Source organism: Methylobacterium oryzae (genome assembly GCF_036441375.1).
GTDB lineage: Bacteria > Pseudomonadota > Alphaproteobacteria > Rhizobiales > Beijerinckiaceae > Methylobacterium > Methylobacterium oryzae_A.
In genome coordinates, this window is record NZ_MLCA01000017.1 from 291,476 (window position 1) to 311,355 (window position 19,880).

At 72.7% G+C, this 19,880-nt stretch carries 20 protein-coding genes and 5 pseudogenes; 14 read left to right on the forward strand and 11 right to left on the reverse strand.

What is annotated here, in order from left to right; all coding sequences use genetic code 11:
* Window positions 1-16: 16 nt before the first annotated feature.
* Window positions 17-703 (reverse strand): DNA glycosylase family protein, encoded by a 687-nt coding sequence (locus MOTC310_RS32060; RefSeq protein WP_331304701.1) that lies wholly within the window; start codon window positions 701-703, stop codon window positions 17-19.
* 107 nt (window positions 704-810) lie between these two features.
* On the opposite strand from MOTC310_RS32060, the gene MOTC310_RS32065 reads away from it, so the two are divergent.
* Window positions 811-1,368, forward strand: coding sequence for a metallophosphoesterase (locus tag MOTC310_RS32065; protein WP_331304702.1), 558 nt, complete (start codon window positions 811-813; stop codon window positions 1,366-1,368).
* A gap of 67 nt (window positions 1,369-1,435) precedes the next feature.
* Window positions 1,436-1,618, forward strand: coding sequence for a hypothetical protein (locus MOTC310_RS32070; protein WP_331304751.1), 183 nt, complete (start codon window positions 1,436-1,438; stop codon window positions 1,616-1,618).
* On the opposite strand, the pseudogene MOTC310_RS32075 reads toward MOTC310_RS32070, so the two are convergent.
* Window positions 1,570-1,785 (reverse strand): annotated as a pseudogene (locus MOTC310_RS32075) (TrmH family RNA methyltransferase); the annotation flags it as partial. The gene MOTC310_RS32070 and the pseudogene MOTC310_RS32075 overlap by 49 nt on opposite strands.
* 5 nt (window positions 1,786-1,790) lie before the next feature.
* Window positions 1,791-3,929 (reverse strand): molybdopterin-containing oxidoreductase family protein, encoded by a 2,139-nt coding sequence (locus tag MOTC310_RS32080; protein ID WP_331304703.1) that lies wholly within the window; start codon window positions 3,927-3,929, stop codon window positions 1,791-1,793.
* A gap of 214 nt (window positions 3,930-4,143) precedes the next feature.
* Between MOTC310_RS32080 and MOTC310_RS32085 the strand changes: the two genes are divergently transcribed.
* The 4 genes from MOTC310_RS32085 to MOTC310_RS32100 all read left to right on the forward strand — a co-directional run bounded on the left by MOTC310_RS32085 (window position 4,144) and on the right by MOTC310_RS32100 (window position 5,533).
* Window positions 4,144-4,329 carry a YegP family protein gene (locus tag MOTC310_RS32085; protein WP_012320748.1) on the forward strand — a complete coding sequence of 62 codons (186 nt, stop codon included), beginning with the start codon at window positions 4,144-4,146 and terminating at the stop codon, window positions 4,327-4,329.
* 165 nt (window positions 4,330-4,494) lie between these two features.
* Window positions 4,495-4,764 (forward strand): hypothetical protein, encoded by a 270-nt coding sequence (locus tag MOTC310_RS32090; protein ID WP_331293994.1) that lies wholly within the window; start codon window positions 4,495-4,497, stop codon window positions 4,762-4,764.
* A gap of 149 nt (window positions 4,765-4,913) precedes the next feature.
* Complete coding sequence (locus tag MOTC310_RS32095; RefSeq protein ID WP_331304704.1) at window positions 4,914-5,051, forward strand: hypothetical protein; 138 nt, start codon at window positions 4,914-4,916, stop codon at window positions 5,049-5,051.
* Between the two features lie 26 nt (window positions 5,052-5,077).
* Window positions 5,078-5,533: an acyl-CoA thioesterase gene (locus MOTC310_RS32100; RefSeq protein ID WP_331293996.1), complete on the forward strand. Its 456-nt coding sequence runs from the start codon at window positions 5,078-5,080 to the stop codon at window positions 5,531-5,533.
* On the opposite strand, the gene MOTC310_RS32105 is transcribed toward MOTC310_RS32100, so the two are convergent.
* The gene (locus MOTC310_RS32105) at window positions 5,526-6,065 is read right to left on the reverse strand and encodes a superoxide dismutase family protein (protein ID WP_331304705.1); all 540 of its coding nucleotides are present in this window, start codon (window positions 6,063-6,065) and stop codon (window positions 5,526-5,528) included. The two genes, MOTC310_RS32100 and MOTC310_RS32105, sit on opposite strands and share 8 nt — an antisense overlap.
* A gap of 109 nt (window positions 6,066-6,174) precedes the next feature.
* On the opposite strand from MOTC310_RS32105, the gene MOTC310_RS32110 reads away from it, so the two are divergent.
* Window positions 6,175-6,954, forward strand: a complete 780-nt coding sequence (locus tag MOTC310_RS32110; protein WP_331304706.1) for a TlyA family RNA methyltransferase — start codon at window positions 6,175-6,177, stop codon at window positions 6,952-6,954.
* A pseudogene (locus MOTC310_RS32115) lies at window positions 6,951-7,526 on the forward strand (class I SAM-dependent RNA methyltransferase); the annotation flags it as partial. The gene MOTC310_RS32110 and the pseudogene MOTC310_RS32115, both read left to right, overlap by 4 nt.
* A gap of 119 nt (window positions 7,527-7,645) precedes the next feature.
* Here the strand turns inward: MOTC310_RS32115 and MOTC310_RS32120 are convergent.
* Window positions 7,646-7,822, reverse strand: a pseudogene (locus MOTC310_RS32120) (RNA methyltransferase); the annotation flags it as partial.
* Here MOTC310_RS32120 and MOTC310_RS32125 point away from each other — a divergent pair.
* From MOTC310_RS32125 to MOTC310_RS32145, 5 genes and pseudogenes are all read left to right on the forward strand, one after another.
* Window positions 7,820-8,674 (forward strand): annotated as a pseudogene (locus MOTC310_RS32125) (class I SAM-dependent RNA methyltransferase); the annotation flags it as partial. The pseudogenes MOTC310_RS32120 and MOTC310_RS32125 sit on opposite strands and share 3 nt — an antisense overlap.
* 123 nt (window positions 8,675-8,797) lie before the next feature.
* Window positions 8,798-8,974, forward strand: a pseudogene (locus MOTC310_RS32130) (RNA methyltransferase); the annotation flags it as partial.
* A 53-nt stretch (window positions 8,975-9,027) separates the two neighbouring features.
* The gene (locus MOTC310_RS32135) at window positions 9,028-9,300 is read left to right on the forward strand and encodes a hypothetical protein (RefSeq protein WP_331294693.1); all 273 of its coding nucleotides are present in this window, start codon (window positions 9,028-9,030) and stop codon (window positions 9,298-9,300) included.
* Between the two features lie 360 nt (window positions 9,301-9,660).
* Window positions 9,661-10,665, forward strand: a complete 1,005-nt coding sequence (locus MOTC310_RS32140) for a magnesium transporter CorA family protein (protein ID WP_012320756.1) — start codon at window positions 9,661-9,663, stop codon at window positions 10,663-10,665.
* Between the two features lie 97 nt (window positions 10,666-10,762).
* A complete protein-coding gene (locus tag MOTC310_RS32145) occupies window positions 10,763-12,448 on the forward strand; it encodes a methyl-accepting chemotaxis protein (RefSeq protein WP_331304707.1) in 1,686 nt (561 codons plus the stop codon).
* Window positions 12,449-12,451: 3 nt separating this feature from the next.
* Here MOTC310_RS32145 and MOTC310_RS32150 read toward each other — a convergent pair whose 3' ends face one another.
* The 5 genes from MOTC310_RS32150 to MOTC310_RS32170 all read right to left on the reverse strand — a co-directional run bounded on the left by MOTC310_RS32150 (window position 12,452) and on the right by MOTC310_RS32170 (window position 18,308).
* Window positions 12,452-12,772 carry a DMT family transporter gene (locus MOTC310_RS32150; RefSeq protein ID WP_331304708.1) on the reverse strand — a complete coding sequence of 107 codons (321 nt, stop codon included), beginning with the start codon at window positions 12,770-12,772 and terminating at the stop codon, window positions 12,452-12,454.
* 233 nt (window positions 12,773-13,005) lie between these two features.
* Window positions 13,006-14,691, reverse strand: coding sequence for a B12-binding domain-containing radical SAM protein (locus MOTC310_RS32155; RefSeq protein WP_331304709.1), 1,686 nt, complete (start codon window positions 14,689-14,691; stop codon window positions 13,006-13,008).
* 245 nt (window positions 14,692-14,936) lie between these two features.
* Window positions 14,937-15,779 (reverse strand): SDR family NAD(P)-dependent oxidoreductase, encoded by an 843-nt coding sequence (locus MOTC310_RS32160; protein ID WP_331304710.1) that lies wholly within the window; start codon window positions 15,777-15,779, stop codon window positions 14,937-14,939.
* A complete protein-coding gene (locus tag MOTC310_RS32165; protein WP_331304711.1) occupies window positions 15,776-16,558 on the reverse strand; it encodes an enoyl-CoA hydratase-related protein in 783 nt (260 codons plus the stop codon). The genes MOTC310_RS32160 and MOTC310_RS32165 overlap by 4 nt, the downstream gene beginning before the upstream one ends.
* 10 nt (window positions 16,559-16,568) lie before the next feature.
* Window positions 16,569-18,308, reverse strand: coding sequence for an acyl-CoA dehydrogenase family protein (locus MOTC310_RS32170; RefSeq protein WP_331304712.1), 1,740 nt, complete (start codon window positions 18,306-18,308; stop codon window positions 16,569-16,571).
* A 137-nt stretch (window positions 18,309-18,445) separates the two neighbouring features.
* Between MOTC310_RS32170 and MOTC310_RS32175 the strand changes: the two genes are divergently transcribed.
* Window positions 18,446-19,132: an L-threonylcarbamoyladenylate synthase gene (locus MOTC310_RS32175; protein ID WP_331304713.1), complete on the forward strand. Its 687-nt coding sequence runs from the start codon at window positions 18,446-18,448 to the stop codon at window positions 19,130-19,132.
* 130 nt (window positions 19,133-19,262) lie between these two features.
* Here the strand turns inward: MOTC310_RS32175 and wrbA are convergent, their stop codons facing one another.
* Entirely contained in the window at window positions 19,263-19,865 is a 603-nt protein-coding gene (gene wrbA, locus MOTC310_RS32180) for an NAD(P)H:quinone oxidoreductase (RefSeq protein ID WP_012320764.1), read from the reverse strand.
* Window positions 19,866-19,880: the final 15 nt, after the last annotated feature.

The following is a 19,880-nucleotide window of genomic DNA, read 5'->3' on the forward strand; positions in this document are numbered from 1 at the left end:
GATCCCCGGCCTTCCGTCACCCGGATTTCGCCGCGCTCCTGGGCCGCCGGGCCCGGGGTGCCGGATCCGGCTTGGCCGGCCCGGCCGTCTCGGCCGCCGGGACGGGCGCCGTGTCCTTGATGCGCCACAGGTAGCGGGCCAGGATCGAGCGGTACGGCGCGAAGGCGGCCGCCGCAGCGGCGGTATCGTCCCGTCCGGTGAGGCGGCGCAGGCAGCCCACCGCCGCCACGTCGCCCCCAGGCCAGATGTCGGGGTCGTGAAAGTGGAAGATGCCGACCATGTCGGCCGTCCAGGGCCCGACGCCGCGGATGCCGCACAGGATCGCCGCCCGCTCTTGATGCGGCAGGCCGGCGAGGCCGGGACCGAGGAGGCCCGCGGCCTCGGCCGCCACGATCGCCTGGAGCGCCCGAACCTTGTTGCCCGAGATACCGCAGGCCCGCAGGAGCGCCGCGTCGCCGGCCTCGAACAGGCCCCTCGGGCTCGACCCCGCCGCCGCCGCGGCGGCCTCGATCCGGGCCCAGATCGCCGCCGCAGCCCGGGTGGAGAGCTGCTGGTTGACCACCTCGACGAACAGGCGGTCGGCGACGCGCGGATGCGCCGGCGGCTCGATCCGGATCGGGCCGGCCTGCACCAGGGCCGCCCGCAGCGGCGGATAGGCGCGCGCCGCGTCCAGGATGTGGGCGTAGATGGCGGGATCCAGCATCGCCGCAGCCTTACCGGCCCGCGGGGTCTCCCGGAAGCGGCCGTGCGTCCGCGCGCCTCGCGCCGCCCGGTCTGGACGCGACGCGCCCGCGGCCCAGGTCTCGAACCATGGCGACCTTCTTCACCGCGGACACGCACTTCGGCGACCCGCACATCCTCCGCCACCGCGGGGCGCGGTTCGGGAACGTCGAGGCCCACGACGAGGCCCTGGTCGCGGGCTGGAACGCCGTGGTCGGCCCGGAGGACGTCGTCTGGCACCTCGGCGACTTCGCCGCCCATGCCAGCCGGGCGCACTGCGCGGCGATCTTCGCGCGGCTGAACGGCGCCAAGCGCCTCGTCCGGGGCAACCACGATTCGAACCGCGTCCTGGGCCTGCCCTGGGCCGAGCCGCCGGTGGAGAGCGCCCGCCTCTCCGTTGCGGATGCGCGGGGCCGGCCGCACCGCCTGTTCCTGTCGCACTACGCGCATCGGGCCTGGCCGGGCCTGTGGCGTGAGACGCGCCACCTCTACGGGCACAGCCACGGCTGGCTCGCCGACACCACGCGCTCCTGCGATGTCGGGGTGGATGCCTGGGACGACCGCCCGGTCACCCTCGACGCGATCCTGATGCGCCAGGACGGGGCCGTGGCCGTGCCGGAGGAACTCGCCGCCCACGGCCTGCGCTGATGGGCGGAGGCCGGCGCGCTATATCGTCCGCCGGAGCACCGAGAGCCGGGCAGGAGGCCGCATCGCCATGACCGATATCCCCGCCCCGCCGCCGGGCTGGACCGAGACCGCGACGCGGGCCGCCACGAGGGCCGCGACGGAGCTCGGCCTCGGGACCGACTGGTCCGCCCTCGACGCGGCGGACTGGGCCCGGGTCTGCCGGCGGGCCGGCGCGATCCTCGCCGGGCAAGGCCACGCGCCCGCGCCGTAGCCGACCAGCAGAACCGCCTGCGCGAGGTTGAGCGAGGGAAAATCCGGGGAGACTGGAAAGGTGATGATCGCGTCGGCGAGTGACACCTCGTCGTTGGTGAGACCGACCCGCTCGCGGCCGAACATCACCGCGGTGCGCTGGCCCTCCCGCGCCACCGCCGCGCGCGCGGCGTTCAGTTCGACCGCGAGACCTCGACGAGGTTGTCGGAGAACGAGGGCGCGTGGCCCATGTCGGTGAAGGCGCCCGACGAGATGCTGTTCACCGTGCCCTCGTTGAGCTGCCGCCAGTAGCCCAGCGTCGCCACCACGATCCCGGCCTTCACGTCGTCGGTGATGCGGGCCACGCCCTTGAAGGCGCCGCGGTCGTTGCCGACCTGCACCCGGTCGCCGTCCCGGATGCCGCGCGCGTCGGCGTCGTGCTGACTGATCATCACGAACTGCTCGCCCTGGCCCTTCTGCTTGTCCTCCATGTTGGCGTAGCAGGAGTTCAGGAAGTAGTGGCTCTTGGGCGAGACGATGTTCAGCGGGTAGCGCTTGGCCAGCTCGGGATCGTTCGTGTGCGACTCGCGCGGCCCCAGGTAGTCCGGCAGCGGGTCGAGCGCCTCGCCGGGCTGGAACCCCTCGTACATCTGCCGGAACGGCGGGGCGACGAAGTTCGTGGCGCCCTCGACCTTCAGCATGCACTTGCCGGTCGGCGTCGGGAAGTTGCCGTCCCGGTGCGGCGCCCGGTCGTCGGGCGTGCCGACCTTCAGCCGGGCGAAGCCGTGCTCGCGCATGTACTGGAGGTCGATGCCCTCGCAGGCCGGCGACGACCAGTCGACGTAGTGCTCAAGGCACTCGGCGTCGGTCCACTTGAAGTTCTCCTCCTCGAAGCCGAGCCGGGCGGCGAGCTGCCGGAAGATCTCGTTGTTGGGGATCGCCTCGCCCGGCGCCTCGGCGCACTTGGTGTTGTAGGTCAGGTAGAGGTGCCCCCAGGACAGGATCATGTCCTCCATCTCGGCGCCCATGGTGGCGGGCAGCAGGATGTCGGCGTAGGAGGCCGTGTCCGAGATGAAGTGCTCGGCCGAGACCATGAACAGGTCCTCGCGCATCAGCCCCTCGACGATCTTGTCGGTCTCGGGCGCCTGCGTGACGGGGTTCGAGTTCCAGCACATCATCGACATGATCGGCGGGTCGAGCTGCATCTCGCCGGTGAGCGCCCGGCCGATCTGCAGGTTCGAGACGACGCGGGTGCCCTCCGGGATCAGGTCGGGCCGGCACATCACGTCGAACTTGTACGGGTGCTCCCAGACGCCGAACTGCGTGACGCCGCCGCCGACGTGGCGCCACGCGCCGGTGAGCGCCGGGATGCAGGTCACCGCCCGGATGGTCTGGCCGCCGCCGTAGTGCCGCTCCAGCGCCACGCCCATGCGGATGCCCACCGGCTGCTCGGTCGCCATCTCGTAGGCGAGCTTGCGGATGTCGTCGGCGGGCACGCCGGTGATCTCCGCGGCCCATTCCGGGGTGCGGGTGCTCGCCCGCTCCTTCAGCTCCTCGAAGCCGACCGTGTGGTTGTCGACGTAGTCCTGGTCGACGAGGCCCTGCGCGATGATCGAGTTGATCAGCGCCATGGCGAGCGCGCCGTCGGTGCCGGGCTTCGGGGCGATGTGCCAGTCGGCGGCCTTGGCGGTGCGCGACGCGTAGGCGTCGATCACCACGACCTTGGCGCCCTGCTTCTGCGCGTCCTTCACGATCGCCCAGTGGTGCAGGTTGGTGCTGACCGAGTTGCAGGCCCAGATCACGATGTACTTGGAATGGATGTAGCTGTCGGGGTCCAGGCCGGCCGTCGGGCCGACCGTGAGCAGCCACGCGGTGCACGAGCCCTCGCCGCAGAAGGTCCGCTCGGTCACGGTGGCGCCCATGCGGTTGAAGAACGCGTCGCCGCCGTTCAGCCCGTGCACGAGGCCCTGGTTGCCGAGATAGCTGTAGGGGGCGATGGCCTGCGGGCCGTACTGGTCGATGATCGCCTTCCAGCGCGACACGATGGTGTCGAGCGCCTCGTCCCAGGTGATCCGCTCGAATTGCTTCGAGCCCTTCGGGCCGACCCGCTTCATCGGGTAGAGCAGCCGGTCCGGGTGGTAGTGGCGCTTCTCGTAATCCTTCAGCTTCACGCAGAGGGTGCCGCGCGTCATCGGGTGGTCGGGGTTGCCGCGCACGCTCAGGAGTTCGCCGCCCTTCACCTCGAACAGCATCGAGCAGGTGTCGGGGCAATCGTGCGGGCAGGCGCCGTAGAAGACCTCCGAGTAGGCCTCGGGCTGGACGATCTCGTTCATGGTTCCTCCCTCACCGGCCGCGGGGGTCCCTCTATTGTTCAGGCTTCTCGGCTCGCGGCGGGTGAAGCGTACAACGGGAGGAAGAAAAATTCTAATTCAAATCGCTGTCGGCCGAGCGCGCGGCGGTGTCCCCCTCGCAGGCCCGTCATGGCCGCGCCTTCCCTTGCGCCCGTGCGCCCCCATCTGAGGGAAGGATGAATCGGGGGCCTGCATCATGCGGTTCGAACTCTACCGGGACGCCAAGGGGGAGTGGCGCTGGCGCCTGCGGGCGCGCAACGGCGAGGTGATCGCCGAATCGGGCGAAGGCTATGTCCGCCGCGAGGATTGCGAGCACGGCATCGCCCTGGTTCGCCAGAGCGCCGAGGCCCGGATCGAGGATATGACCACCAAGATCGCCTGAGCGCCGCCGTCTCAACCTTCGATCAACCCTGTCCGAAACGTCGCAGCGGTTACGCTGCAACGCTTCCGCTCGCCCACGCGTTGCAGCGTTTCGGACCGGGCGGAGCCCGTCGCGTCCCGTGCGGTTCGTCGACCAGGACGTAATGACACGAAGGGAGTCGAGACCGTGCTGAGGAAATTCCTGCTCGCGGCCCTGCTGGCGCTGGGCTTCGCGGCTGCGGCGCCGCAGGGCGCGTCCGCCGCGCCCATCGGCCCGGGGCTGGCTCTGCCCGCCGAAGCCGCGCCGGCGGTAGCCGAGAAGGCCCAGTACTATTACCGCCGTCGCTTCTACGGCCCGCGGCCCTACTGGCGCCGCCCGTATTACGGCCGCCGGTTCTACTACGGCCCGCGGCCCTACTACCGTCGTCCCTACTGGCGCCGCCGGTTCTACTACTGAGCGGTTCTCCGACTTGACCGGCCCGGCGGCTCCCTCGAGCCGCCGGGCTTTTTCACGCCCCGATTCGGGGTGCGCGACCGCGGACCTTGCTCTATCGTGCCGGGAATGGGACCGTCGGCGGCAGATCGGCGCGCCCGAGAGGAAGCCCGATGAACCATATTGCACAACGCGCCGAGCCCGCGGCGGCGGCGCCGGACCTCTGGCAATCCATCCCGCTGGAATGCATCCTGAGCGCGGTCGCCGTTCTGCTGGCGGCGGGGCTCAAGCTCGCCGGCCTGATGTCCTGACGGCGCGCGGGGGGCGGATGGACGGCATGCAGCACGTCGCACTCTCACCGGTCGGAAGCGCGCCGCCGCTCGCGGAGGTCGATCTGCCGAAGGGCGACCTGACGGTGCGCACCATCGCGATGCCGGCCGACACCAACGCCAACGGCGACATTTTCGGCGGCTGGGTGCTCTCGCAGATGGACCAGGCCGGCGGCATCGCGGGCGTCGACCGGGCGCAGGGCCGGGTGGTCACCGTGGCGCTGGAATCCATGACCTTCATCCGGCCGGTCCGGGTCGGCGACGTGCTGTGCGTCTACACCCGCGTGTCGCATGTCGGCCGGACCTCGATGAAGATCGAGGTCGAGGCCTGGGCGCGGCGGTTCTGCACCCAGGTCCGCGAGCGGGTCACGCAGGCCACCTTCACCTTCGTGGCCATCGACGAGGCGGGCCGGCCGCGGCCGATCCCGCCGGCCGTGCCGTCCCCTTCCGCGACGGCTACTTGATCACCCCGCAGGCGACGCGGTCGCCGGCGCCGCCGATCGGCTGGGTGTTGTGGTCGTCCTCGTTGGCGTGGATGATCAGCGCCGCGCCGTCGCCGTCCTTCAAGCCGCCCTCGCCGTTCAGCGGCGTCTCGCTCGAGACCTCGGCGTTGGCCGAGCCGTCCTGCGCCGCGTAGAGGTTCGGCAGGTCGCCCTCGTCGGGCCCCTCCGCGTTGAGCAGCCCGTGCTTGCTCTGGTCGTGGTTCACGTGCGCCTTGGAGTTCATGAATTTCGGGTCCGAGCAGTCGCCCACGGCGTGGAAATGCATGCCGTGCCAGCCGGGCGGCAGGCCGCCGGGCTGGATCGTCACGCGCAGGACCAGGGCATTCGCCCCGTCGCGGATCGCCAGCGTGCCGATCGCGTCGCCCTTCGCGTTCTTAATCGGCGCCGTGTAGGTCTCCGCCGGTTTGGCCGCCTCCTTGGGAGGCTCCTGTGCCAGGGCGCCGCCGGCGGCGGCGGTCCCGAGCAGTGCGAGAAGCGGCAGGGTGCGGGTCATGCGGTGGCTCTCCTTTACGGCCCGGTCTAGTTAGGGAGCGCGCCGGCCTTCGACAGGGCGGCGGCCCGAAACCTCCGCCGCAGATCTGCCGGAACCGCACGAAGCCCCGATGACCCGAGACCGGACCAGCCCGGACCGCGCGGCCGCCGCGGACGACCCGTCCCCGCGGCGCGCCGACCTGTACCTCGTGGCGCACGGCCATTTCGAGAGCCGGGCCCGGGCCCAGGCGGCGATCCGCGCCGGCCTCGTGCGGGTCGACGGGCGCCCGCTCGCGCGCGCCTCGGACCCGATCGCCCCGGGGGCCCGGGTCGAGGCGGAATCCGAGCATCCCTACGCGTCCCGCGGCGGCCTCAAGCTCGCCGCCGCGCTGGACGCGTTCGGCGTCGATCCGGCCGGCCGGGTCGCCCTCGACGTCGGCGCCTCGACGGGCGGCTTCACCGACGTGCTGCTCGCCCGCGGCGCCCGCCACGTCCACGCCCTCGACGTGGGCCGGGGCCAGCTCCATCCGCGCCTCGCCCGGGACCCGCGCGTGACCAACCGCGAGGGCACCGACATCCGCGGCCTCGGCCCGGAGGCCCTCGTCCCGCCCCCCGATCTCGCGAGCGTGGACGTGAGCTTCATCGGCCTGCGCCTCGTGCTGCCGGCCCTCCCGGGCCTGCTGAGGCCGGGGTCGGCGATCGTCGCGCTGATCAAACCGCAATTCGAGGCCGGCCGCGCCCGGGTCGGCCGCGGCGGCCTCGTGCGCGACCCGGCGGTCCACGCCGAGGTCTGCGCGGCCGTCCGCGGGACCCTCGAGGGGCTCGGGGCCGCGATCCTGGGCCTGATCGACTCGCCGGTGCCGGGCGGCGACGGCAATGCCGAATTCCTGATCGGTGCGAGGTTGCCGTGAGCGAGCCAGCGGATAGCGAGACGGTCACGATCCGGGAGCTCGGCGCCCGCGGCGACGGGATCGCCGAGGACGGGACCTTGGTACCCTACACGCTGCCCGGGGAACGCGCGGAGATCCGCCGGGAGGCGCGGCGCGGCGCCCTGCTCGGCCTAGCGCAGGCCTCGCCCGACCGGGTCGAGCCGTTCTGCCCGTACTACATGCGCTGCGGCGGCTGCCGCACCCAGCACCTCGCGCGGCCCGCGGAACTCGCCTGGAAGCGCGACCTCGTCGCCCAGGCCCTGTCCCAGGCGCGCCTCGACGTGACGCCCGGGCCGGCCATCGACGCCCACGGGGCGGGACGCCGCCGCCTCACCCTGCACGTGCGGGAGATCGGCGGGCGGGCCGAGGCCGGGCTGATGGCGGCGCGCAGCCACGCGCTGGTGCCGATCGACCATTGCCCGATCACCGTGCCGGCGCTGCACCCGGCCCCCGCGGTCGCGCGCCGCCTCGCCGCCCCGCTGGGCCACGGGCGCAAGCCCCTCGACGTGGCCGTGACGGCCACCGACCAGGGCCTCGACGTCGACCTGCGCGGCCAGAGGGGGGGCGAGGGCGAGGCTCAGTGCGCCGAGCGCCGCCGGGCGAAGGAAACCGCGGATCATGGAAGCTCTCCCGTCACCGAGAGAACGTGAAACTTGACCGCAGGTTGCGTGGCCTAGCGCCGCCGCGCCGGCTCGCGCCGGAACACGCCGACCATCTCGACATGGCCCGAATGGCGGAACTGGTCGACCGGCGTGACGGTCTCCAGCCGGTACCCGCCGGCGACCAGCGTCGCCGCGTCCCGGGCGAAGGTTCCGGTATCGCAGGCGACGCCGATCACCAGGGGNACCATTGCCCGATCACCGTGCCGGCGCTGCACCCGGCCCCCGCGGTCGCGCGCCGCCTCGCCGCCCCGCTGGGCCACGGGCGCAAGCCCCTCGACGTGGCCGTGACGGCCACCGACCAGGGCCTCGACGTCGACCTGCGCGGCCACGGACCGGTGAGCGCCGGCGTCGGCGCCGCGCTGGTGCGGATCGCCGGAGAACTCGGCCTCGCCCGGCTCTCCCTGCACGGCGAGCGCCTCATGGAGGCGGAGCCGGTCTCGGTCACGGCGGACGGTTCCGCCGGCGCCTCCCCCGGCGGCACCGCCGCGGCGGCGCGCCTCTACCCGTCCCCCGGCGGCTTCCTGCAGGCGACCGCGGCCGGACAGGCGACGCTCTGCGACCTGACCCTGGCGGCCCTGGGGCCCCGCATCCGGCGCGTCGCCGACCTGTTCGCGGGCTGCGGGCCGCTGACCCTGGCGATCGCCCGGACGGCGGCGGTCCACGCCGTCGAATCCGACCCCGCCGCCCTCGCGGGCCTCGACCGGGCCGCGCGCGCCGCCGCGGGCCTGCGCAAGATCACCAGCGAGCGCCGGGACCTGTTCCGCCGGCCCCTGCTTCCCCCCGAACTCGACGCCTTCGACGCGGTGGTGTTCGACCCGCCCCGGGCCGGCGCGGAGGCCCAGGCCCGCCAGATCGCGGCGGCGCGCGTCCCCCTGGTGATCGGCGTCGCCTGCGATACCGGAACCTTCGCCCGGGACGCGGCGACGCTGGTCGCCGGCGGGTACCGGCTGGAGACCGTCACGCCGGTCGACCAGTTCCGCCATTCGGGCCATGTCGAGATGGTCGGCGTGTTCCGGCGCGAGCCGGCGCGGCGGCGCTAGGCCACGCAACCTGCGGTCAAGTTTCACGTTCTCTCGGTGACGGGAGAGCTTCCATGATCCGCGGTTTCCTTCGCCCGGCGGCGCTCGGCGCACTGAGCCTCGCCCTCGCCCCCCCTCTGGCCGCGCAGNCCCCTGGTGATCGGCGTCGCCTGCGATACCGGAACCTTCGCCCGGGACGCGGCGACGCTGGTCGCCGGCGGGTACCGGCTGGAGACCGTCACGCCGGTCGACCAGTTCCGCCATTCGGGCCATGTCGAGATGGTCGGCGTGTTCCGGCGCGAGCCGGCGCGGCGGCGCTAGGCCACGCAACCTGCGGTCAAGTTTCACGTTCTCTCGGTGACGGGAGAGCTTCCATGATCCGCGGTTTCCTTCGCCCGGCGGCGCTCGGCGCACTGAGCCTCGCCCTCGCCCCCCCTCTGGCCGCGCAGACCCGCGCGCCCGATCAGACCGGAACCGGCGGCGGCCCGGCCTCGACCATCACGGCGCCGAACACCAACAGCCTCGGCGTCACCAAGCCTCCCGGCACGTCGCTCGGCGCCGGCGAAGTGCCGACCCGCGAGGAGCGGCGGCGCGAGCGCAGCCTGACCGAGAAGATCGAAGGCAGCATCTGCGATGGCTGCAACTGAGGCCGGACCGGGGCCGGCCGCCGTCGCGGACCAAGGGCCGCGGTCGCCGGGTTCCGCGGGACCGGGGGCCTGCCCGCCGCGATGGATCCGGGTTGCCCCGCGCGGCCCTGTGCCGCCGCGATCCGTTCGCGGCGCGGCGGGGCAATGCCGTGACCCGCTTGCCGCCCCCTAAACGCGCGGCATCGTGAGCGGGCACGGGACATCCCGGCGCCCCGCCTCCCGGGCGCCGGACCGCGATGTCACGGAAGCGTCAGAAAACAGCGCCACATCCGCAGCACAGCTTGCATCGGCCATCGTGGTGCCGGATGCGGGCTGCGGCCCCGCGCTGTTCCGTGACCGATCCGCATCCGAGACCTGTTCGTGATCTTCATCCACCAGCCCGCTGTCGGCGCCGGAGCCACGCTGCTTGAGCGCCGCGTCATCGATCTCCAGGACACGATTCCGGAGGACACGGTCTGGCTCGACCTGATCCGACCGAGCCGCGAGGAGGAACTGAAGGTCGAGTCGTTCGCGGGCATCGAGGTGCCGACCCGCGAGGAGATGAAGGACATCGAGCCCTCGGAGCTGCTCTACGTGGAGGACGGCGCCCGCTACATGACCGGCCGGGTGCTCTCGAAGGTCAGCGACGCCGAGGAGCCGGGGCTCGCCGGCATCACCTTCATCCTGCGCGGCAACCGGCTGGTGACCGTGCGCCACGAGGAGCCGCAGGCCTTCCGCATGTACACGCAGCGCGCCGGGCGCTCGATGGGCAATGGCGGCGCGTCGACCCCTTCGGGCGAGTCGATCCTGGCCGGGCTGATCGAGGCGGTGATCGACCGGGCCGCCGACGTGCTGCAGCTCCAGGGCGAGCGCATCGACCGCCTGTCGGGCAAGATCTTCGAGGTGCAGGAGGATCCCTCCGCCCGCAACACCGCCCTTCAGGACACGCTGCGGGCGCTGGGCCGGCACGGCGATCTCATCTCCAAGCAGCGGGAGAGCCTCGTCTCCATGGAGCGGATCCTGCTCTCGCTGTCGGCGACCTACCGGACCAACAAGGCCCCGCGCGACCTGCGCGAGGACGTGCGCTCGACCCTGCGGGATCTTCAATCCCTGGAGGAGCACGCCACCTTCCTGTCCACGAAGATCCAGTTCCTGCTCGACGCCACCCTCGGGCTGGTCAACCTTGAACAGAACAACATCATCAAGCTGTTCTCGGTCATGGCGGTCGTCTTCATGCCGCCGACCCTGATCGCGTCGATCTACGGCATGAACTTTAAGTCCATACCGGAACTAGATTTCGCGTTCGGATACCCGATGGCGCTGATCATGATGGTCGTGGCCGCCGTATTCCCCTACTTCTTCTTCCGCTGGAAGAAGTGGCTCTGACAACAAATGCTGGTATAGAGCCGATAGAATTTTAAGACCTCTGCGGGAGCATGGCGGGGCCTGAAGGCGCGGCACGGCCGCGAGGACGGAACCTCCCATGCGCTTCTCCCTCAAGACGGTCCTCGCCGGTGCCATCGGCCTGCTCGCCCTCGCCGCCGTCGGCCAGGGCATCGCCAGTGTCGTGAGCCTGTCGGAGATCGAGCGGAACGCCGCGGCGATCTCGCAGCAGGCCCTGCCCACCCAGAACCAGGCCGAGGCCATCGGGACGGCCGTGCGGGACGCGCGGCTGCGACTCTACAGGCTCGCGGTGGCCTCGCCCGACGCGACCACCCTGGACAAGAACCAGACGGCGCTGACCGACGCGCTCGGCGACCTGTCCGGCCTCCGGCAGGCCTATCAGGAGCGCCTGACGAGCCCGCAGGCCCGCGCGATCTACGAGCGCTTCACCAACGCCTGGAACGCCTACCAGAACGTCCAGCTGCAGGTGGTCGAGCTGATGATCGCGGGCGATCAGCCGGGCGCCCTCGCGCTCGTGCTGGATCCCGCGACGGGCGCGCAGAACGACGCCGCGGTGGCCAGCCTGACCGAGTCGATCGCGGCGGCCCGAGCCCAGACGGAGAGCAACGTCACCGAGACCGTGCAGGCGGCGACGCGCGCCAAGCTGATCGCGATGATCGCCACCGTGGTCGGCCTCGCGGTCGCGGCGGCCGCGATGCTGTTCGCCCTGTTCGGGATCGCGCGGCCGATCCAGCGCATGACCGGCGCGATGGGCCGCCTCGCCGAGGGCGACGAGACCGTGCCGGTCCCGCATACGGGACGCCGCGACGAGATCGGCGCGATGGCCGCGGCCGTGCAGGTGTTCAAGGACAACCTGATCCACACCCGTGCCCTGGAGCGGGAGACCGCCGTGGCGCGCGCGGGCGCCGAGGCGCAGCGCCGGCGCGCGGTCCACGCCATGGCCGAGTCCTTCGAGGCCGCGGTCGGGGGCGTGCTGGCCCGGGTGGCGGACGCCGCCCTCGGCCTGCGGGCCGATGCCGAGGCGATGAGCGGCACGGCCACGCACACGGCCGAGCGCTCGGCCACGGTGGCGGGCGCCGCGCAGGAGGCCGCCCAGCATGTCGGCACGGTCGCGGCGGCCGCCGAGGAGCTCGGCGCCTCGGTGCAGGAGATCGGCCGCCAGGTCGACGGGTCGGCCGAACTCGCCCGGAGCGCGGTGGTCCAGGCCGGCGACACGGCCGGCCTCGTGCAGGAACTCAGCACCGCCGCGGGCCGGATCGGCGACGTCGTGCGCCTCATCACCGACATCGCCGGCCAGACGAACCTGCTGGCGCTCAACGCCACGATCGAGGCGGCCCGCGCCGGCGACGCGGGGCGCGGCTTCGCGGTGGTCGCCAGCGAGGTGAAGCAGCTCGCCGCCCAGACCGCCCGGGCCACCGAGGAGATTGCCGGTCAGGTCGGCCGGATCCAGGGCGCGACCGGGCAGACCGTGGACGCGATCGACGGGATCGCGGCGCGCATCCGCGAGATCGACGGGGTGGCGACCTCGATCGCGGCCGCCGTCGAGCAGCAGGGCGCGGCCACCCGGGAGATCGCCCGGAACGTCGCCGAGGCGGCGTCCGGGACGGGCGCGGTCACCGGGACGATCGACGCGGTGGCGCGGGCGGCGGACGACACCGGCACGGCCGCGACGCGGATGCTGGCCTCGGCGTCGAGCCTCTCGGAGGAGGCCGCCGAGCTGCGCCGGGAGATCGACGCCTTCCTGCACACGGTGCGCGCCGCCTGAGGCTCAGCCGGGGCTCGACAGCTTCATCAGGACGAGCCCGGAGCCGATCAGGCCGGCGGCGAGGATCCGGGTGGCGCTCGCCTGCTCCCCGAGCGCGGCGATGCCGACCAGGAAGGCGCCGACCGCGCCGATGCCGGTCCAGATCGTGTAGGCGGTCCCGAGCGGAAGGGTGCGCATGGCCAGCGCCAGGAAGCCGACGCTGCCGGCCATCGACACGGCCATGATGGCGGTCGGCCAGACGCGCGTGAAGCCGTCCGACTGCTTCATCGCGAAGGCCCAGACGACCTCCAGCACGCCCGCGGTGACGAGATAGATCCAGGCCATGGCGGCCCTCCCGAAAGGGCCGGGCCGTCCCGGACTTGTGCCCCGCGCGACGGGGGGAGGACGTGGCCTCGCGGCGCGTCAGCTAGCGATGATCGGCCAAGCCTGCAAGCGCGGCGGCATCAGATCCTCCGCACCGCCCCCCTCCTGAGGTGCCGCGTCAGCGGCCTCGAAGGAGGGCTCCTTCGAGGCCTCCGCCGCGTTCCGGCAGACGGGAGGACCGCGGCGCGGATCCCTCAGGCCACCGCCGCGAGGTGCTTGACCTCGGCCTTGGCCGCCACCTTGCCGACCGGCGGCGCCTTGCAGGTCTCCGCCTCGGGCGCCAGGACCGGCGGCTGCACCCAGCGGCCGGCATCGAGGTCGGCGATCCGGCCGTTGATCTCGCGGATGACGTAGCGCGAGAACGGGTAGACGTGCAGGTAGATCACCATGTTGGTGACCACCGCCTCCAGCGCGGCCGGGTTGCGGCGGGCGGTCTCCAGGAACACGCTCCAGAAGTGCTTGGCGAGTTCCGGACGCCGCACGGTCATCCGCCAGCACACCCGCAGCAGCGAGTAGAGGTCGTGGGCGACGTGGCGCCAGTTGAGCTTCTGGGCGGCGAATCTCGGCCGCTTCACCCGCCGCGACACCACCCGCACCCGGTCGAAGAAGTTCGGCGGGTCGTAGATCTCCTGGAGGACGTGCCGGTAGTCGGCGAGAACGTCGCGCTGCGGGCGCAGGGTCACGAAGTTGATGCCCTGCGTGCACTGGTCGCCCTGGTCGGCGGTGGTCGCCGCGTAGTTCTCGTAGAGGCGGCCCTCCTTGCGCAGGCGGCGCGAGAGCTGCGTGTTCGGCAGCGCGAAGAGCAGGCCCACCATCGCGATCGGGATGCCGGTCTGGCTGATGCACAGCGACATCGCCTTGCTGATGCTGTCCTTCTCGGTGTCGAAGCCGACGATGAAGCCGGCGGTGACGAACATGCCGTGCTCGTAGAGCTTGTGGACGCTGTCGGCGATGGACCGCTTGGTGTTCTGCTTCTTCTGGGTCTGGATCAGCGTCGCCTCGTCGGGCGTCTCGATCCCGGTGAACAGGGCGAAGAAGTTCGCGTCCCGCATCATCCCGAGCAGCTCGTCGTCGTCCGCGAGGTTCAGCGAGGCCTCGGTGGAGAACTTGAACGGGTAGCCGTGCTCCTCCTGCCACCGGATCAGGTGCGGCAGGAACAGCTTGATCGCCTTCTTGTTGCCGATCAGGTTGTCGTCGACGAAGTCGACATGGCCGCGGTAGCCGAGGCCGTAGAGCCGGTCGAGCTCGGCCAGCATCTGCGGCGTGGTCTTGGTCCGCGGGGCGCGGCCGTAGAGCTCGATGATGTCGCAGAACTCGCAGGTGAACGGGCAGCCGCGCGAGAACTGGACGCCGATATAGAGGTAGTGGCTGAAGGTCAGGAGGTCGAAGCGCGGGATCGGGCTCTTGGTGACGTCCGCCTTGAACTTCTCGGCCGTGAAGCGGCCGCGGCGCGCGCCGGACTCCCAGGCGGCCACGAAGGTGTCGAGGATGCCCTCGGCCTCGCCCAGCACCAGGAAATCGGCCTTGTCGTAGACCTCCGGCGTCGAGGTCGGCGCGGGGCCGCCGACGCAGACCGGGGTTCCGAGCGCGACGCAGCGGTCGATGACCACGAGGCAGTCCGGCTCCTGGGGCAGCATGCCGCCGGTCATCACGAGGTCGGCGGCCTGGATCTGCGCGTCCGTCAGCTCCTCGCAGTTGCGGTTGACCAGCGTCACCTGCCAGGCCGGCGGCAGCATCGCGGCCAGCGTGATGAGGCCGAGCGGCGGCGCGGGCGCGCGGGCGCCCTGCAGCTCCATCGCCTCTTTGAAGTTCCACATGGAGTTTTCGTAGAACTTCGGGAAGACCATCAGCACGCGCGGGGCCGTGTTCGCTTCCGACATGCCGATTTTCCCTCGTTCACACGCGCGGTCCCGGCCCGACCGGAGATCGGAGCGGGCACAGGATCGTCCCCTGACCTGCGGGCGAATTAAGGCCGTTTTTCGCTCCCGCAGCAATCGGAGCCGCCGATCCCGACAGGACGCCCGTCCGGGCATCGCGAATCAGCCCCGTCGAGGGCGCCCGGCGCGCGTCCGGCCCGTCCGCCGCGGGGCCGCGCCGTTCCGGCGAGAGGCTCGCAGGGGACCCGTCACGGCCCGACGCGGAACCGCTCCGGCCGCGTCCCGTCGGCGTCGGTGAAGCCGTAGACCCGCGCGAGGTCGCCGGCATGCAGCACGGTGCCCGCCCGGGCGGCGATGCCGGGGTCGGCGGCGAGGGCCGCCAGCGCCCGGCCGGCATAGAGCGGGCTCTCGGTGGCGTGCTGCGCGTGACCGAGGTCGCGGGCCCGCTCGGTGGCGACGAAGCCCGGCGAGAGGCCGAGGGCGGTGACGCCGTGGGGCGCGAGTTCCTGCGCGAAGGCCAGGGTCAGCCGGTTGGTGGCGGCCTTGGCGGAATCGTAGAACACGTCGCCGAGATACTCCTCGGTGCCGAAGGAGACGAGCGCCAGCAGCCCGGCCCGCGCCGCCACCATGGCGGGGGCGACCGCGCGGGCGAGCAGCAGGGCCGGCAGCGGCCCGGCCTCGAGGAAGCCGAGATACGGTTCCGCCGAGCGGCGCCAGAACGGCGTGCCCCAGCCGGCGCCGTCCGGGTAGCGCTCGCCGTCGTAGCCCTCGTTGCCGCTCCACACGCTGCAGGCCACGACGTCGATCCGGCCGAACCGGCGCAGCGCCCAGTGCACCAGCGCGTCGGTGGCGCGCTCGGAGCGGTGGTCGCACAGGTAATGGTGCCCGCGCCCGCCGGCCGCGTCGACCAGGCGGGCCGTGTCCTCGATCGCCTCGTCGCGCATCTCGGTGCGCGGGCCGGTCTCGCTGGAGCGGGCCGTGACGATCACCGTGGCCCCCGCCTCCCCCAGCGCCCGGGCGAGCCCCCGGCCGACGCCCCGCGACGCGCCCGCGACGAGGCAGATCTTCTGGGAGAGGTCGGGCGGGCTCACGCCGAGGCGGCGGGCTTCGACCGCGAAAGGAAGGCGGCGAGCCGCTCCTGGGATTCGGGCGAGCGCAGCTGCGCGTCGAAGGCCCGGGCCTCCGCCTCCAGGGCCGCCTCGACCTGCGCCTGGTCGCCCCGGATCAGCGCCCGGGACGCCGTCAGCGCCCCGCGCGGCAGGGCGGCGAGGCGCGCCGCCTGCGCGATGGCCTGCTCGACCAGCATGTCGGCGGGCAGCACCGCGTTGACGAGGCCGAGCGCCTGCGCCTCGTCGGCCTCCAGCGGCCGGGACAGGAGCAGCAGCTCGGTCGCCCGGAGCCGGCCGACCCGCAGGGGCAGCAGGTAGCTCGACGCCGCCTCCGGCACGAGGCCGAGCTCGACGAAGGGCATGCGCAGGCGCGCGGCCGGGCTCGCGTAGACGAGGTCGCAGTGCAGGCAGAGCGTCGCGCCGATGCCCACCGCGATCCCGTCGACCGCCGCGACCATCGGGGTGCGGGTGCGGGCGAGCTGGCGGATGAAGGCGAGCGCCGGCGAGGCGCTGAACCCGTCGCCGGCCCGATCCCCGGACGACTGCGCCATGAAGTCGGCGAGGTCGTTGCCGGCGCTGAACATGCCGGGCTGTCCGGCGAAGACCACGGCCCCGACCTGCTCCGACGCGTCGGCCTCCGCCAGGGCCTCGCGCATGGCGTCGTACATGGCGCCGGTGAGCGCGTTCTTCTTCTCCGGGCGGTTCAGGGTGATCAGGCGGACGCCGCCCTGGAGGTCATCGATCGCGACGGGTTCGGCCATGGTCCGCTCCTCAAACCGCCAGCGCCAGGGCGGCGTCGTCCGTGAAGGCGCCCCCCGCCACGACCGTCTGCTCCAGGCCCCCGGCCGCGGTCAGCAGGTTCTCGGCGTAGAAGCGCGCGAGGGCGATGCGGGCGGCATGGGCCGGATCCGTCTCGCCGGCCTTCAGGGCGGCGCTCGCGGCGAGCGCGCTCCGGGCGAGGCAGGCGCCGCCGAGCGTCAGGCCGAACAGGCGCAGATACGGGGTCGCCCCGGCGAGCGCCGTCTCCGGCCGGTTGGAGGCCAGCGCGGCGAGCTGGTGGCTCGTCGCGCGGTCGAGGCTGCCGATCCCGTCCCGCAGCCGCGCGGCCATGTGGCCGAATGCCGGGTCGCCGGCCTTGAGCAGCCCCTCGGCCGCCCGGCGCATCCAGGCGAGCTGGGACCGGACCGTGGCGCCGCCGTTCAGCGGCAGCTTGCGGGCGGTGAGGTCGATGGCCTGGATGCCGTTGGTGCCCTCGTAGATGCCGAGGATGCGGGCGTCGCGCATGAGCTGCGCCGCCCCGGTCTCCTCCACGAAGCCCATGCCGCCGTGGACCTGCACGCCGAGCGAGGTCACCTCGTTGGCGAGGTCGGTGGCGAAGGCCTTCGCCACCGGGGTCAGCAGCGAGGCCCGGTCCAGGGCGGCCTGCCCCTCCGGCCCCTTCGACGCGTCGAGGGCCGCGGCGGTGAGGTAGCAGATCGCGCGGGCGGCGGCCGTCGAGGCCTTCATGGTGAGCAGCATGCGCTGCACGTCCGGATGGGCGGCGATCGGGCTCGTCGTCTCGGCGGCGCCGACGGCCTTGCCCTGGCGGCGCTCCTGCGCGTAGGCGAGCGCCCGCTGGGTCGCGGCCTCGGCCACGCCGACGCCCTGCAGGCCGACATTGAGCCGCGCCGCGTTCATCATCGTGAACATGCAGGCGAGGCCCTTGTTCTCCTGGCCGATCAGCCAGCCGGTGGCGCCGCCCTGGTCGCCGAACGCCATGGAGCAGGTCGGCGAGGCGTGGATGCCGAGCTTGTGCTCGATGCCGGAGCAGCGGAGGTCGTTGCGGGTCCCGTCCGGCAGCACCTTCGGCACCAGGAACAGGGAGATGCCGCGCGTGCCGGCGGGCGCGTCGGGCAGGCGCGCCAGGACGAGGTGGACGATGTTGTCGGCCAGATCGTGCTCGCCGTAGGTGATGTAGATCTTGTTGCCGGTGATCCGGTAGGTGCCGTCGCCCGCCGGCACCGCCCGGGTGCGCAGCAGGGCGAGGTCAGAGCCCGCCTGCGGCTCGGTCAGGTTCATGGTGGCGGGCCACGCGCCCGAGACCAGCTTCGCGAGGTAGCGCGCCTTCAGGTCGTCCGAACCGTGGGCCGCGAGCGCCTCGATGCCGCCCTGGGTCAGGAGCGGGCAGAGGCCGAAGGCGAGGTTGGCGCCGTTCCACATCTCGGTGCAGGCGGCCTCGATCAGCTTCGGCAGGCCCTGCCCGCCGTGGTCGGCCTCGGCCGAGAGCCCGTTCCAGCCGCCCTCCGTGAAGGTGCGGTAGGCCTCGCGCCAGCCGGGCGGCGTGGTGACCTCCCCGTCCGCGAAGGGAGTGCCGTGCCGGTCGCCGACCCGGTTGAGCGGCGCGATCACGCCGGCGGCGATGCGCCCGGCCTCGGTCAGGATCGCCTCGGCATCGTCGGGATCGACCGCGTCGAGCCCGGCCACGTGCCGCAGCGTGAAGAGCATCTCGGGGACCGGGGCGCGGTAACTCATACGATCCTCCCGTGTGGCGGCCCGCCCGCGCGTTCGATCCGGGGCGGGTTTGACCGCGCCCGCGCACCGGCGCTAGGGCGGGGCGAGGATAGGCGCGCGGGGCTCGCACCGCCATGACCTCGGAGACGGCTTCCCGCATGAACGATCCCGGGTCAACGGTCCCGGCCGCGACCCGGCGGCTCCCCGCCGACGCGGCCGGCCTCGCGGAGGCCGCCGCGCTCCTGCGGACGGGCCGCCTCGTCGCCTTCCCCACCGAGACCGTCTACGGGCTCGGGGCGGACGCCACCGACCCCGCCGCGGTGACGGGCATCTTCGCCGCCAAGGCGCGGCCGCGCTTCAACCCGCTGATCTCGCACCTGCCCGACGCGGCGGCGGCCCTGGCGGAGGGGGTCTTCGACGCGCCGGCGCGCCGCCTCGCGGAGGCCTTCTGGCCCGGCCCCCTCACCCTGGTGGTCCCGGCGCATGCGGGCACGCGGGTCTGCGACCTCGCCCGCGCCGCGGATGCCGACCGGCCGGCGGGCCCGGGCATGCTCGCCTCGCACTACGCGCCGCGGGCGCGGGTCCGCCTCGACGCGGTGCGGGTCGAGCCCGGCGAGGCGGTCCTGCTGTTCGGGTCCCGCCCCCCGACCGGTCACGAGACCGCGCGCGCCAGTCTCAACCTGAGCCCGGCGGGCGACCCCGCGGAGGCCGCTGCCCGGCTGTTCGGCGCCCTGCGCGACCTCGACGCCTCGGGGGCCGAGACCATCGCGGTGGCGCCCATTCCCGCGGACGGCCTCGGCGAGGCGATCCGCGACCGCCTCGCCCGGGCGGCCGCGCCCCGCTGACGGAGAATTTTTCGCCGGCCGCGGAACAGAGTTCAGCCTGATCCGTTTACTGATCACGAAGGCCTTCTCAGCCCCCAATGGCCTTTTTCCTTCCAGGCTCGGAGCAATCCGAGCCTTTTTTCTTGGCTTCTCAGTCTCGGGCCAGCTTGGCGGCAATGCCCGCCACGTGGCGGCCCTGGAACCGCGCGCCCTCCAGCTCGACGGCGCTCGGCTGGCGGGAGCCGTCGCCGTCCGCGATCGTGCTGGCGCCGTAGGGCGTGTTGCCCTTCACCGCCTCGACGCCGGCCTGCCCCTGGAAACTGTAGGGCAGGCCGACCACCACCATGCCGTGGTGGAACAGCACCGTGTGGAAGCTCGTCAGCGTCGTCTCCTGGCCGCCGTGCTGCGAGGCCGTGGAGGTGAAGACCGAGCCGACCTTGCCGACCAGCGCGCCCTTCATCCAGAGACCGCCGGTCTGGTCGATGAACTGCTTCATCTGCGAGGCCATGTTGCCGTAGCGGGTCGGCGTGCCGAAGATGATCGCGTCGTAATCGGCGAGTTCGGCGACCGTCGCGACCGGCGCCGCCTGATCGAGCTTGAAATGGTTCTGCCGGGCGACCTCCTCCGGGACCAGCTCCGGCACGCGCTTCACGACGACCTCGGCCCCCGTCTCGCGGGCGCCCTCGGCGACGGCGTAGGCCATCTGCTCCACATGGCCGTAGGTCGAGTAGTACAGCACCAGCACCTTCGCCATCGGGTGATCTCTCCT

Excerpts from the sequence above, each read along its gene's own strand:
- MOTC310_RS32135 (WP_331294693.1), top strand. The coding sequence starts at position 9,028 with ATGATCCGCGGTTTCCTTCGCCCGGCGGCGCTCGGCGCACTGAGCCTC.
- MOTC310_RS32165 (WP_331304711.1), bottom strand. The coding sequence starts at position 16,558 with ATGGCCGAACCCGTCGCGATCGATGACCTCCAGGGCGGCGTCCGCCTG.
- MOTC310_RS32095 (WP_331304704.1), top strand. The coding sequence starts at position 4,914 with ATGAACCATATTGCACAACGCGCCGAGCCCGCGGCGGCGGCGCCGGAC.
- MOTC310_RS32150 (WP_331304708.1), bottom strand. The coding sequence starts at position 12,772 with ATGGCCTGGATCTATCTCGTCACCGCGGGCGTGCTGGAGGTCGTCTGG.
- MOTC310_RS32070 (WP_331304751.1), top strand. The coding sequence starts at position 1,436 with ATGACCGATATCCCCGCCCCGCCGCCGGGCTGGACCGAGACCGCGACG.
- MOTC310_RS32155 (WP_331304709.1), bottom strand. The coding sequence starts at position 14,691 with ATGTCGGAAGCGAACACGGCCCCGCGCGTGCTGATGGTCTTCCCGAAG.
- MOTC310_RS32170 (WP_331304712.1), bottom strand. The coding sequence starts at position 18,308 with ATGAGTTACCGCGCCCCGGTCCCCGAGATGCTCTTCACGCTGCGGCAC.
- MOTC310_RS32100 (WP_331293996.1), top strand. The coding sequence starts at position 5,078 with ATGCAGCACGTCGCACTCTCACCGGTCGGAAGCGCGCCGCCGCTCGCG.
- MOTC310_RS32085 (WP_012320748.1), top strand. The coding sequence starts at position 4,144 with ATGCGGTTCGAACTCTACCGGGACGCCAAGGGGGAGTGGCGCTGGCGC.
- MOTC310_RS32065 (WP_331304702.1), top strand. The coding sequence starts at position 811 with ATGGCGACCTTCTTCACCGCGGACACGCACTTCGGCGACCCGCACATC.
- MOTC310_RS32060 (WP_331304701.1), bottom strand. The coding sequence starts at position 703 with ATGCTGGATCCCGCCATCTACGCCCACATCCTGGACGCGGCGCGCGCC.
- MOTC310_RS32145 (WP_331304707.1), top strand. The coding sequence starts at position 10,763 with ATGCGCTTCTCCCTCAAGACGGTCCTCGCCGGTGCCATCGGCCTGCTC.
- wrbA (WP_012320764.1), bottom strand. The coding sequence starts at position 19,865 with ATGGCGAAGGTGCTGGTGCTGTACTACTCGACCTACGGCCATGTGGAG.
- MOTC310_RS32175 (WP_331304713.1), top strand. The coding sequence starts at position 18,446 with ATGAACGATCCCGGGTCAACGGTCCCGGCCGCGACCCGGCGGCTCCCC.
- MOTC310_RS32080 (WP_331304703.1), bottom strand. The coding sequence starts at position 3,929 with ATGAACGAGATCGTCCAGCCCGAGGCCTACTCGGAGGTCTTCTACGGC.
- MOTC310_RS32105 (WP_331304705.1), bottom strand. The coding sequence starts at position 6,065 with ATGACCCGCACCCTGCCGCTTCTCGCACTGCTCGGGACCGCCGCCGCC.
- MOTC310_RS32110 (WP_331304706.1), top strand. The coding sequence starts at position 6,175 with ATGACCCGAGACCGGACCAGCCCGGACCGCGCGGCCGCCGCGGACGAC.